Raw genomic sequence first — 11,827 nt, 5'->3', positions numbered from 1 at the left:
AACGGGGTGAGAATCGTCCTGTGAGGATCGGCGTGGTCTGCCCGTACTCGCTGGGCATCCCCGGCGGAGTACAGAACCATGTCCGCGATCTCGCCGAGGCGCTGCTGTCGCTCGGCCACGAGATCTCGGTCCTGGCACCGGTCGACGACTTCGACACGGCCCCGCCGTACGTCGTCTCGTCGGGCCGCGCGGTCGGCGTGCCGTACAACGGGTCCGTGGCGCGGGTGACCTTCGGCCCACGTACGGCGGCGCGGGTGAAGGGCTGGTTGGCGGACGGCGACTTCGACGTGGTCCACGTACACGAGCCGACCACGCCGAGCGCGTCGATCATCGCGCTCTGGTCGGCCGAGGGACCGTTCGTCGCGACGTTCCACACCTGGCAGGTCCGGTCGCGGGCGATGAGCGTGGCGTCGAGCCTGCTCCGGCCGGCGCTGGAGAAGATCGACGCCCGGATCGCGGTGTCCGAGAACGCCCGCTCGATGATGGTCCAGCACGTCGGCGGCGAGGCGGTCGTGATCCCGAACGGCCTCTACACCGCCCGGTTCAAAGGGAGTCCGCGCCCGGAGTGGATGGGCCCGGACGGCACGATCAGCTTCCTGGGCCGGTTGGACGAGCCGCGCAAGGGCCTCGGCGTACTGCTGAACGCCGTACCGCTGCTGCTTGCCGAGCGCCCGCACCTGAAGGTGCTCGTCGCAGGCTCAGGACAGGCGGACGAGGCGCGACGCTCGCTGCCCCCGCGGTACCGCGAGAACGTCCTGTTTCTCGGCGCGATCGACGACGAGGCCCGCGCCGACATGCTGGCCGGCTCGGACGTGTACGTCGCCCCGCACCTCGGCGGCGAGTCCTTCGGCATCGTCCTGCTGGAGGCGATGGCTGCCGGTGCACCGGTGCTGGCGAGCGACCTGCCCGCGTTCCGCCAGGTCCTTGACGGAGGCCGCCTCGGCGAGCTGTTCGACCCCGGCAACTCCGCCGAGCTCGCCACCCGCGCCCTGCGCCTGCTGGACCGCCCGCACGAACGCGAACACCTCCGGTCAGCGGGCCTCGTCGCCGTACCGCAGTACGACTGGTCGGTCCTGCTTCCGGAGCTCCTGTCCGTCTACGAACTGGTCGCTAGGTGAGCGTCGCGGCTGTGGCGTTGATCTCGTCCAGGTCTCCCGGGGTCGGGTGCCAGGGGAGCTGGAGGGGGTCGTCCTTGTAGCGGGGGATGACGTGCAGGTGGGTGTGGAACACCGACTGCCAGGCGTCGGCCCCGATACAGCTGAGCAGGTTGGCGCCGTCGGCGTCGAGACGCTCGATGACCCGGCCGACGAGCGACTGGGCGAGCAACGTGGCGGCCGTGAGGTCCTCGGAGGACGCCTCGCGCAGGTCGGTGGAGTGGGTCCGTGGGATCACCAGCAGGTGGCCGCGGGTCGCCGGGTTGATATCCATGAACGCGATCGCGCGGTCGTCGGACGCCACCTGGGTCGACGGGATGGTTCCGGCCACGATCCCGCAGAAGATGCAGTTCTCGCTCATCGGCACAGGCTATACACTGCGCGAGCATCACAGATTGCGGAGCCTGTCCACCCGAGGAGCCCGATGCCGGACGAACTTCTGCGCCCGACGATCGGCGCGGGTGTGGACATGTCCGTGCGCCCGTGGCGGTTGATGTCGCAGGCGTACGTCGCGTTCTTCGGCGGCGTGATCGCCTCGACGGCCGTTGCCTTCCTCAACTCGCGCCGACTCGGTGTCGACGCGGCCAAGCGGCGCCTGATCTTGCTGACCGGACTCGTTGGCCTGATCGCGGTCGTCGCGCTGTTCGTCCTGCTCGACGGCGACAGCCTGCAAATCAGCTCTCGCGTGGTGGCTGTGCTGTGCTTCCTGGTCCAGCTCCGGCTCCAGCGCCCGATGGATCGGGCGTTCCAGCTTCGCGGTACGGACTACGGATCGCTCTGGGTCGTGGGCATCGGGCTCACGATCGGCGGCGCCGTGTTCGAGGCTCTGATCCTGCTGCTGGTGACGGTGATCCGGTGAACGAACCGAGCGAAGCACGCCTGCAGATGGCGGCGCACTGGCTGCGGATCGGCCACCCGCAGCGCACTCTGGACGAGTTGCAAGGGCTGAGCGGCGAGACGGCCTCGACTACCGGGCGTACCTGTTCCGCGGTGCCGCTCTGCACTCGCTCGACCGGAACGCCGAGGCTGTCGACGTACTGCGTGACGGTTTGGCGCAGCATGGTCCGTTCCCGGCGATGCTGCATGTGCTCGGTTCGGCCCTGCGCTCGGAGGGCCGCCTGCCCGAGGCCGAGGCCGCGTTCCTCCAGGGCTTGAGCCTCGACCCGAACGATCCCGATCTCCTGCTCGGCTACGCGCGCGTCTGCCTGGCGGCCGGACAGGCCGAGAAGGCGGGCGCGCTGGTCGAGCGTGCCGCGTCGCATGCGCCGGAGAGCGCGGCCGTTTCGGCGGCTCGTGCGCAGGTGGCGTTTGCGCTCGGCAAGGACCGCGACATGCACCGCCACAGCACGGAGGCGTTGGCGCACGACCCGGAGGACCCGAACGCGCGAGCCCTGCACGGTACGGCGTCCATGCTCACCGGCGACTCGCGCTCCGGGTACACATCGCTCGCGTCCGCGGCGGCGTCCCAACCCGATGATGCGGACCTGCGCGCGGCGGCCCGTCAGGCGAAGCTGATGAACCATCCCCTGATGCTTCCGCTGCGTCCGTTCGCCCGGGTGAATCCGCTGGTCGTCTGGATCTGCGTCGTCGCGGTCATCTACGGTCTCCGCGCGGTCGGGCTAGGGCCGCTGTCCTTCGCGTTCGCCATGATCTGGTTGGTGTTCTGCGTGTACTCGTGGGTGGTCCCACCGCTGGTCCGCCGCTGGATCAACAGGAAGTGGGGTTCATGAGTAACGACCGCATCGACGCGCTGCGGAAGGCCGTCGACGCCAGCCCGGACGACGTGATGCTCCGGCTGCTCCTGGCCGAGTCGCTCGCCACTGCCGGCGAGAACGAGGAGGCGCTCGACCAGTACGTCGTACTGCTCGATCAGCGTGGCCTTCCGGACGACCAGTTCGTGCCGGTGGGCGAGCTCGCCGCGGCGAACGGGCGGCTGGCCCTGCTGCGGAACCTGCTCGAAGCGGCCCGCCAGCAAGGGGTGGTCGAGGGCACCGGCCGGCTGCAGCAGCTCGTCGACGGCATGATCGCCGAGCGCAGCGGCGTACGGATCAAGGTCGGTCCCGAGGCGGAGCCGGACCCGCTGGGCACCGACGCGCCGAAGGAGACGGCCACCTTCGACCAGGTCGGCGGGATGGAAGAGATCAAGCGGGTGATCCACCGGATGGTGATCCTCCCGCTGAGCCGGCCGGAGCTGTACGAGAAGTACGGGCGCAAGTCCGGCGGCGGCGTGATGCTCTACGGCCCACCCGGCTGCGGCAAGACGCTGCTGGCCCGAGCGACCGCGGGGGAGTGCGGTCTGCCGTTCATCAATGTCCGGATCGAGGACGTGATGGACCCGTACCTCGGGGTGTCCGAGCGCAATCTGCACGCCGCCTTCGAGCGTGCCCGCGCCAACGGTCCGTGCGTGCTGTTCCTCGACGAGTTGGACGCGCTGGCGTTCGCGCGGCACAAGCACGGTGGATCCGAGGCGCGGCGGCTGGTCGACGTACTGCTGCAGGAGCTGGACGCGATCGGCTCCGAGAACGACGGCCTGCTGGTGCTGGCCGCGACCAACGCGCCGTGGGACGTGGACGAGGCGATGCTCCGGCCGGGACGCTTCGACCGGGTGATCTTCGTACCGCCGCCGGACGAGCCGGCCCGCGCCGACATCCTGACCGTGCTGACCAAGGACGTGCCGGCCGACGGGCTCGACCTGAAGGGACTCGCCGCCCAGACGCCGATGTTCAGCGGCGCGGACCTGCGGGCGCTGATCGAGCGCGGCGTGGACAAGGTGATCGACGAGGCGCTCACCAGCGGTGGCGAGCCGCCGCTGGACATGCGTCACCTCACCGAGGCGCTGGCCGCGGTGAAGCCGTCCACGCTCGACTGGTTGCACCGCGTCCGCTCGTACATCGAGTTCGCCAACCAGAGCGAGCGGTACGACGATGTGGCGGCGTACCTCAAATCCCGCGACGTACGCCGCCGCCTGAAGCCCTGACTCACTTGAGTTTGGACGCCACCGAATCCGGCATCGCCTCGTACCTGGAGAACTCCCGGCTGAAGGTCGCCGCCCCGTGCGACAAGGACCGCAGATCGATTGTGTAGCGAGTGATCTCCACCTGCGGTACTTCGGCCTTCACCAGCGTCCTGTCGTCGCCGACCTTGTCCGTCCCGAGCAGCCGCCCGCGCCGCCCGGACAGGTCGCTCATCACCGCACCGACCAGGTCGTCCGGCACCAGGACCGACACCAGGTCGACCGGCTCGAGCATCGCGACCCGTGAAGCCGCCGCGGCCTCGCGCAACGCCAGCCCACCGGCCATCTGGAACGCCATGTCGGACGAGTCGACGCTGTGTGACTTCCCGTCCAGCAACGTGACCCGGATGTCGACCATCGGGTATCCGGCCGCGACGCCCTTCTCCATCTGCGCCCGCACGCCCTTCTCCACGCTCGGGATGAACTGCCGCGGTACCGCCCCGCCGACCACCTTGTCGACGAACTCGAACCCGCCACCCTGCGGCAGCGGTGCGACCTCGATGTCGCAGACGGCGTACTGACCGTGGCCGCCGGACTGCTTCACGTGCCGCCCGTGGCCCTTGGCCGACCCGAGGAACGTCTCCCGCAGCGGCACCCGTAGCTCGACGGTGTCCACAGTCACGCCGTACCGGCTGGACAAGGCATCCAGGACGACGTCCGAGTGCGCCTCACCCATGCACCACAGCACGATCTGGTGGGTCTCCGGGTTCTGCTCGATCCGCAGCGTCGGATCCTCGGCCGCGAGCCGCTGCAACCCGACGCCGAGCTTGTCCTCGTCGGTCTTCGCGTGCGCCTCGACCGCGATCGGCAGCAACGGCTCAGGCATGTTCCACGGCCTCAGCAGCAGCGGATCCGTCTTGTCGGAGAGCGTGTCACCGGTCTCCGCCCGAGTCAGCCGGCCGATCGCGCACATGTCACCGGCGACCACCTGACCCGCCGGCCGCTGCGTCTTGCCGAGCGGGAACGACAGGGAGCCGATCCGCTCGTCCTCGTCGTGGTCCTCGTGCCCGTGGGACGCACCGTTGTGCTCACCGAAGAACGACGTGAAATGGCCCGACACGTGAACCGTCGTGTCGGGCCTGATGGTGCCGGAGAACACCCGCACCAGGCTCACCCTGCCGACGTACGGGTCCGACGTCGTCTTCACCACCTCTGCCAGCAGCGGGCCGTCGGGGTCGCAGGCGAGTCCCTTGCGGGCGACACCGTGCGGGTTGAAGACGTCCGGGATGGTGTGCTCGGGCGGCGACGGGAACCCGCTGGTGATCACCTCGAGCAACTCGAACGTGCCGATACCGGACGCGCTGCAGACCGGGATGACCGGGAAGAACGAGCCGCGGGCGACCGCGCGCTCGAGGTCCTCGATCAGCACCTTCTGGTCGATCTCCTCGCCTTCGAGGTACCGGTCCATCAGGGACTCGTCCTCGGACTCCTCGATGATCCCCTCGATCAACGTGCCGCGCAGTACCTCGATCTCGTCCGCGTAGGCCGGGTCCGGCGCCGAGGTCGAACGTTTGCCTCCGGAGTAGGAGAAGAACGACTGGGAGAGCAGTCCGATCAGCCCGTCACCAGCGGGCAGATAGAGCGGGAGGACCTTGTCGCCGAACGCGTCCTGCGCAGTGGCGAGCGCGTTCTGGTAGTTGGCCCGGGCGTGATCGAGCTTGGTGATCACGACGGCTCGCGGCATCCCGACGTGGGCGCACTCCTGCCAGGCGGCCTTGGTCGGCTCGTCGACGCCCTCACTGGCCGAGATGACGAACAGCGCACAGTCCGCGGCTCGGAGGCCGGCGCGCAGTTCGCCGACGAAATCGGCGTACCCCGGGGTGTCGATCAGGTTGACCTTGACGCCGTCGTGCGGCAACGAGGCGAGCGACAGGCCCACCGAGCGCTGCTGCCGGAGCTCGGCGTCGTCGAAGTCGCACACGGTGGTTCCGTCCAGGACGGTGCCGGGTCTGTTCAGGACTCCGGAGGCCACCAGCAGGGCCTCGACGAGGGTGGTCTTGCCGGAGCCCGACGGGCCGACCAGGACCACGTTGCGGATGGCGTCCGGGCTGTCCACAGCGGGCGCGGCTCCGGTGCCTTGGGAAGCATTCGTCTTGTCTGCCATGACGTTCCTCCTGGTCCACCCACGATTCCCCTAACGGACACTTCGCACAAGAGTCTTCCGGTAGCGGATTCGTCCCGGAGGTCCCACGCCCGGACCCTCGCGCTCTGTAGTGTCCGGGGCATGCGTAGGGCACTCGGGGTCGTCATCACCATGCTGTTCGCCGTTCTGGCGCTGGCCGGTTTCGCGGTTCCGGCGTCGGCGGACGCCGGTGACGAGATCAGGAACTTCAAGATCGAGTACGTCGTCTCCGCCGACGGCGTGCTGCACGTCAAGGAGACGATCGACTACGCCTTCGGCAGCACCGGCCGGCACGGCATCTACCGGGACCTGGTCACCCGCGAGCCGTACAAGGACGACGACTCGAAGGACCAGGAGTACCAGGTCTCGAACATCGAGGTCTCGACGCCCACCCCGAACGTCTCGGCCGAGTTCACCACCGACACGTTCAAGGCGAACAACGACCGCAACGAGAACACCCAGATCAAGATCGGCTCCGCGAACAGCACGGTCCCCGGCGACGAGGCGACGTACGTGATCTCGTACGACGTCCGCGGTGCGCTGCGGAACTTCGCCGACCACAGCGAGCTGTACTGGGACGCGACCGGTAGCGCCTGGTCCGCGGTGATCAACCAGGTGACCGTCAACGTCACGGTCCCGCAGGGTGTGACCCAGGTCGACTGCTTCTCCGGCGAGGCCGGTTCGACGCAGACCTGTCCGCAGAAGTCGGTCGTCGGCCAGCAGGGTGTGTTCGGCGCGTCCCAGCTCGAGCGCGGACAGCAGTTGACGATCGTCGCCGGCATCACGGCAGGCGCCGTACAGAACGACACCCCGATCCTGGTCGACCCGCCGAACTGGCTCGAGCGCAACGGCCTGTCCTGGCTCTCGCTGATCGGCGCCGGCGTGGTCACCGCGATCTCGATCGTCCTCGCCGCCGCCTACGCCAAGTTCGGCAACAAGGACCAGCGGTACGCCGGGATGCCGCCCGGCACGTTCCCGCCGGACGGGGTCGCGGCCGAGCCAGTGAAGGACGAGCTGAGCAAGGACCAGCTCCCGGTCGCGTTCTCGCCGCCTCGCATCCCGGTGGCAGAGGGTGGGCTGCTGATCGACGCGAAGGCCACCACGGTCGAGACGGCCGCGACGCTGATCGACATGGCGGTGCGCGGCGGCGTACGGATCGACAACACCGGTGACTCGCAGAAGGCTGTCCTGCTGAACCCGGCGGTTGCTACCGCACCGCACGAGCAGGCCCTGATGTCAGGGCTGTTCCCGACGCTGCAGCCGGGCTCGGAGGTCCTGCTCAAGCGCGGCGCGGTCGGCGACAACACCATGCGGACCGCGCACACGTCGATGATCACCGCGCTGCGGGAGCAGGTGAAACAGCGCGGGTGGTACCTGCGGATGCCGCGCGCCGGTGGTGGATCCGTGTTCAAGAACGGCTTCGGCTGCGCGTGCATGGCGATGATCGCGATCTGGGTGTTCGGCGCCGGCTTCGCCGGGACGATCACCGCGGCGGCGACCGGCGGCGCGGGCCGGGCGGTGGTGATCGCGATCCCGGTGATCGCCGTGATCGTTGCCATCGGCATCTGGATCGGGATCCGTGGCCGCGGGCAACGGAACCCGGCCGGGCGAGCGGTGACGGATCAGCTGGTCGGCTTCGAGAAGTACCTGGCCACGGCCGAGGCGGACCAGCTGCGGTTCGAGGAGGGCGAGGACATCTTCTCGAAGTACTTGCCCTGGGCCATCGCTTTCGGGATCGCCGACCGCTGGCAGAAGGTCTGCGAGCAGCTGGTCGCCGCGGGCCGGCTGACTCCGGATCCGGTCTGGTACTACGGTCCGTCGTACTACACGTCCGGCTGGACCGCGGGCGCGGTCGGCGCGACCGTCGCGAGCACGTTCGACCCGCCGCCCACACCGTCCAGCTCGGGCGGTGGAGGCGGCAGCTCGTCCGGCTTCAGCGGCGGCTCCTCCGGCGGCGGTGGCGGCGGTGGAGGCGGCGGCAGCTGGTAGAGCAGCTGGGCGGGGCTGCTCGCGGCGCCGCTGGCTGGGTCAGACCGTTCCGCCGGCGGCCGGGGGAGCCGTCGGATCGGCGGCTGCGTCGCCGACGACCTCGCGGGCGAGGAAGTCCTCGAGGTGGAACAGGTTGTCGCCGGCGCGGTTGGCCACGTTCACGAGGGTCTTCATCGCGGCGACCTCCTCGACCTGCTCCTTGAGGAACCACTGCATGAATTGCTCGCCGATGTAGTCGCTCTCGTCCCGCGCGGTCCGGGCCAGCGTCTCGATCTGCTTGGTGACGGTGATCTCCTGCGCCAGCGCGAGCTCGAGCGGCTCGAGCGCGGTCTTGAAGTCGGACTCGACCTCGCCTACCGAGGGGATCTGCGGCCGGATGTCCTTGTCCAGCAGGTACTGGACCATCATCATCGCGTGATTGCGCTCTTCCAGTGACTGCTTGTAGAAGTGCGCGGCCAGTTGCGGAAGATCCTGGTCGTCGTACCAGACAGCGACTGCCACATATTGCTGTGACGCGGTGAATTCGTTCCGGATCTGCTCGTGCAGAAGCTTTTCGTACGTGCTCATCCCGTCAATCTACTCTGCCCCAACGCGATCACCGGGGTGTCACCGCCGGGCAGTCCGATCCGGACCGTTGTGTCCGTCACCGCCACATCGATGCCCTCGGCAAGCGCCTGCGGTCGCAGCCCGTCTCGCGTGAGCACGACGGCGTTCACCAGCACGAGCGGCCGACCATGGTGCCGAGCAGTCAGGTAGGGCGTCGCCGAGTGCGCACCGAACGGGTTCACCCCGACGGCCCGATGGACCCCGGCGGCCTCGTACCCGTGCAGCCCGACAACCGCCGACACCAGACCGTCCGCGTTCCGCGCCGAGGCCGCCAGACCCGCCTCGGTGCTGCTGGTCGCCCCGGTGCTGCTGTCCGCCCCGGTGCTGCTGGTTGCCTCGGGCAAGGAATCTCCGGCGACGGCGAAGCCCGCGCTGCGGACCTGGGCGCCCTCCGGCCCGTCGACCAGGGCGCACCGGATCTCCCAGCCGTTCCACACGACAGAGGCGACCTCGATCGCCCACGGTCCGTCGTCACCAAGCCACGCCTGGTGCCACGACGATGCCGTACGCCCCTCGACGCCCAGCCGCCGGATCCGGCCCCGCCCGCTGGCGACGCCGTCCGGCGACACCAACGAGATCAGGTTGTCGATCCCGGGCTCGTGGTCGGACAGGTCCGGCCCGGCGTGGTTCGCGTACGCCAGCCGGTTGTAGTGCGGATCGCCCGCGGGCTCCACACCCTCCGGCTCGGCGACCGGCGCATGGTCGGCGCCGTGGTTCACCAACTGCACGACCTGGTCGTGCCGGCTCGCGTGCAGGATCCATCCCGGCTTCGGCATCGCTCGTAGTTGATCAGCGTCGTCGAGCGGGATCGAGTCCTCCGGGTCAGCCCAGACCGGGTGCTCCGGCGGCAGGATCAGCCCGACGAACCCCTTCGACGCCCAGTACGGCGATCCAGGACCGGAGTACTGCTGCGTCGTCGGCAGGAAAGTGTCGTACCACCCGAGCGTCAGCACGCCACGCTCATCCGGCACGCCGTGCTGCACGAAGTGCCGTGCAATGCCCGAGCACAGCCGCCGCGTCTGCCCCGGCGTCAGGGGAGTGGAGTCGAGCAACGCGCCCATCCAGTACGGCGCTGCCGCGGCCATGCGATAGGTGAGCGACCGCCCCTGGTAGATCGGCGCGCCGTCGTTGCCGACGAGGTGCACCGCGTCCTCGAGGAACAGCCTGATCCGCTCGCGATACAGCTTCAGCCGGTCCTCGTACTGCGCACCCGGCGTCGCGGCGGCCATCCGCGCCCACAGTCCGGGGTAGAGGTGCATCGCCCAGCCGATGTAGTTGTCGAAGTTCTGCCCGTCGCCGTCGGAGTACCACCCGTCGCCGACGTACCAGTCCTCGATCCGGTCGAGCCCGCCGTCGATGTCGTCCTGCGAGTACGGCGCTCCGACCGAGGCGAGGAACTGCTCGCTGACGACCTGGAACAGCCGCCAGTTGTTGTCGTGCGTCGTGGAGCCGATGAACCCGCCGAGCCATTCCGCGACGTGTTCCTGTGCTCGCGTATCGAGGCGGTCCCAGATCCACTCGCGGGTCTCGTGCAGCGACACCGCGATCGCCGCGGCCTCGACCATCTGCTGCGACCGCTCGGTGAGCCGCAGCCACGACTCGGGGTGGTCCGGGTTCGCGCCGTTCGCGACGCCGCGTGCGTACCGCTCGATCAGGTCCTCGCAGCCCTTGCCCTGCACGCCGGCGATCCGGAACGCAGCCAGCATGAACGATCGGGCGAAGCCCTCCAGCGCGTCGGACGCCGTACCCGATCGGCTCGGCCGCCCGGGCAGCTCGATCAGCGAGGCGGCGGGGGAGAAGTACGGCACCAGCGAGTCGAGCAGATGATCCGCCAACGCCTCCCAATGCTTACGGCTCCAACCGGTCTGCCGCGAGAGAACACGGTCGGTATCGGGCAGGACGAGGCGGGTCATGCAAGCCTTCCGAGTTCATCCGGGGTGATGGCGTGTTCGAGGGGTTGGCCGGCAGCGAGGTGTTCGAGTTCGCTCACGGCCATCTCGCCGAGGCGGGCGATCTCGTTGCCGACGGCACCGGCGACGTGCGGGGTGACGAAGACGTTCGGCAGGTCGAGCAGGGGCGAGTCCGGCGGCAGCGGCTCGGGATCGGTGACGTCGAGTACGGCGTCGATCCGGCCGGAAGCGCACTCGGCCAGCAGCGCGTCGGCATCGATGATCTTGCCCCGCGCGGTGTTGATCAGCACCGCGCCGTCCTTCAGCAGACCGAGGAGCCGGGCGTCGACCAGGCCGACGGTCTCGGGAATCAGCGGCGCGTGCACGCTGAGGATGTCGCTGCGCGTGAACAACGCGTCGTTGTCGACCAGTTCAGCACCGAGCACCGCCGCCTGGTCCGCGGTCAGGTACGGGTCGCTGATCAGCACCTCGAGGTCGAATGCGCGCAACCGCTCCGCGACCATCTTCCCGATCCGTGACGCTCCGAGCAGGCCGACCGTCGTACCGTAACTGCCCGGCATCGCGTGCGGGTCGCCCTTCCGCCGTTCGATCCGGTACTGCGCCGCGAGCCGGAACGCCCGCTTCCCCGCGAGCACGATCGCGGCGACCGTGAACTCGGCGACCGGTTGCGCGTTGGCGGTGGCCGCCGACGAGACCCGGATGCCGCGGTCGAACGCGGCCGGGTCGACGATCGCCTTGACCGAGCCGGCCGCGTGCAGGATCGCCTGCAGCTTCGGCGCCGCGTCGAGGACCTCCGGACCGATCCGCGGGCAGCCCCAGCCGGTGAGCAGTACGTCGACGTCCGGCAGCGCCGCGCGTACGGCGGGGTCGGCGAGGAAGCTGGTCCCGGGGCCGACCGGGAGCACGGTGGCGATCGCCTCGAGCCGCTCCCGGACCCGCGGCACGAGGACGCGGGTCCTGGCGTCGTCGTGCATCGCCAGCATGACGGTCAGGGCGGAATCTGGTTCGCTGCTCACGACGAACAACCTAGCAA

Annotated in this window: 10 protein-coding genes; 5 read left to right on the top strand and 5 right to left on the bottom strand. The window is 69.3% G+C overall.

Annotation, left to right across the window (positions count from 1 at the left end; all coding sequences use genetic code 11):
• The first annotated feature begins 20 nt into the window (after positions 1-20).
• Positions 21-1,118, top strand: a complete 1,098-nt coding sequence (locus ACFWUU_RS16020) for a glycosyltransferase family 4 protein (protein WP_380176312.1) — start codon at positions 21-23, stop codon at positions 1,116-1,118.
• Here ACFWUU_RS16020 and ACFWUU_RS16015 read toward each other — a convergent pair.
• The gene (locus ACFWUU_RS16015) at positions 1,111-1,515 is read right to left on the bottom strand and encodes an HIT family protein (RefSeq protein ID WP_380176310.1); all 405 of its coding nucleotides are present in this window, start codon (positions 1,513-1,515) and stop codon (positions 1,111-1,113) included. The genes ACFWUU_RS16020 and ACFWUU_RS16015 overlap by 8 nt on opposite strands.
• Before the next feature lie 63 nt (positions 1,516-1,578).
• Between ACFWUU_RS16015 and ACFWUU_RS16010 the strand changes: the two genes are divergently transcribed.
• From ACFWUU_RS16010 to ACFWUU_RS16000, 3 genes are all read left to right on the top strand, one after another.
• On the top strand, positions 1,579-2,013 hold the full coding sequence (locus ACFWUU_RS16010) for a hypothetical protein (protein WP_380176308.1): 435 nt from the start codon (positions 1,579-1,581) through the stop codon (positions 2,011-2,013).
• A 190-nt stretch (positions 2,014-2,203) separates the two neighbouring features.
• Complete coding sequence (locus ACFWUU_RS16005; RefSeq protein ID WP_380176306.1) at positions 2,204-2,884, top strand: tetratricopeptide repeat protein; 681 nt, start codon at positions 2,204-2,206, stop codon at positions 2,882-2,884.
• Entirely contained in the window at positions 2,881-4,131 is a 1,251-nt protein-coding gene (locus tag ACFWUU_RS16000) for a tetratricopeptide repeat protein (protein ID WP_380176304.1), read from the top strand. Before ACFWUU_RS16005 ends, ACFWUU_RS16000 begins: the two co-directional genes overlap by 4 nt.
• Position 4,132: 1 nt before the next feature.
• On the opposite strand, the gene ACFWUU_RS15995 is transcribed toward ACFWUU_RS16000, so the two are convergent.
• Complete coding sequence (locus tag ACFWUU_RS15995; protein WP_380176302.1) at positions 4,133-6,271, bottom strand: elongation factor G-like protein EF-G2; 2,139 nt, start codon at positions 6,269-6,271, stop codon at positions 4,133-4,135.
• A gap of 120 nt (positions 6,272-6,391) precedes the next feature.
• On the opposite strand from ACFWUU_RS15995, the gene ACFWUU_RS15990 reads away from it, so the two are divergent.
• Positions 6,392-8,278 (top strand): DUF2207 domain-containing protein, encoded by a 1,887-nt coding sequence (locus ACFWUU_RS15990; protein ID WP_380176300.1) that lies wholly within the window; start codon positions 6,392-6,394, stop codon positions 8,276-8,278.
• A gap of 39 nt (positions 8,279-8,317) precedes the next feature.
• Here the strand turns inward: ACFWUU_RS15990 and ACFWUU_RS15985 are convergent, their stop codons facing one another.
• The 3 genes from ACFWUU_RS15985 to ACFWUU_RS15975 are packed head-to-tail and all read right to left on the bottom strand — an operon-like array spanning position 8,318 to position 11,810.
• Positions 8,318-8,845, bottom strand: coding sequence for a ferritin (locus ACFWUU_RS15985; protein ID WP_137255042.1), 528 nt, complete (start codon positions 8,843-8,845; stop codon positions 8,318-8,320).
• Entirely contained in the window at positions 8,842-10,797 is a 1,956-nt protein-coding gene (locus tag ACFWUU_RS15980; protein WP_380176298.1) for a DUF2264 domain-containing protein, read from the bottom strand. Before ACFWUU_RS15980 ends, ACFWUU_RS15985 begins: the two co-directional genes overlap by 4 nt.
• Complete coding sequence (locus ACFWUU_RS15975) at positions 10,794-11,810, bottom strand: hydroxyacid dehydrogenase (protein ID WP_380176296.1); 1,017 nt, start codon at positions 11,808-11,810, stop codon at positions 10,794-10,796. Before ACFWUU_RS15975 ends, ACFWUU_RS15980 begins: the two co-directional genes overlap by 4 nt.
• Between the last annotated feature and the right edge of the window lie 17 nt (positions 11,811-11,827).

It is taken from the genome of Kribbella sp. NPDC058693 (assembly GCF_042715335.1).
Classification (GTDB): Bacteria; Actinomycetota; Actinomycetes; order Propionibacteriales; family Kribbellaceae; genus Kribbella; species Kribbella jiaozuonensis.
Note: the sequence above shows the minus strand (reverse complement) of the source record. Positions and strands in the feature narration are given on the sequence as shown.

Coding starts and splice junctions, on each gene's coding strand:
- ACFWUU_RS15995 (WP_380176302.1), bottom strand. CDS start 6,271: ATGGCAGACAAGACGAATGCTTCCCAAGGCACCGGAGCCGCGCCCGCT.
- ACFWUU_RS16015 (WP_380176310.1), bottom strand. CDS start 1,515: ATGAGCGAGAACTGCATCTTCTGCGGGATCGTGGCCGGAACCATCCCG.
- ACFWUU_RS15980 (WP_380176298.1), bottom strand. CDS start 10,797: ATGACCCGCCTCGTCCTGCCCGATACCGACCGTGTTCTCTCGCGGCAG.
- ACFWUU_RS15985 (WP_137255042.1), bottom strand. CDS start 8,845: ATGAGCACGTACGAAAAGCTTCTGCACGAGCAGATCCGGAACGAATTC.
- ACFWUU_RS16000 (WP_380176304.1), top strand. CDS start 2,881: ATGAGTAACGACCGCATCGACGCGCTGCGGAAGGCCGTCGACGCCAGC.
- ACFWUU_RS15990 (WP_380176300.1), top strand. CDS start 6,392: ATGCGTAGGGCACTCGGGGTCGTCATCACCATGCTGTTCGCCGTTCTG.
- ACFWUU_RS16010 (WP_380176308.1), top strand. CDS start 1,579: ATGCCGGACGAACTTCTGCGCCCGACGATCGGCGCGGGTGTGGACATG.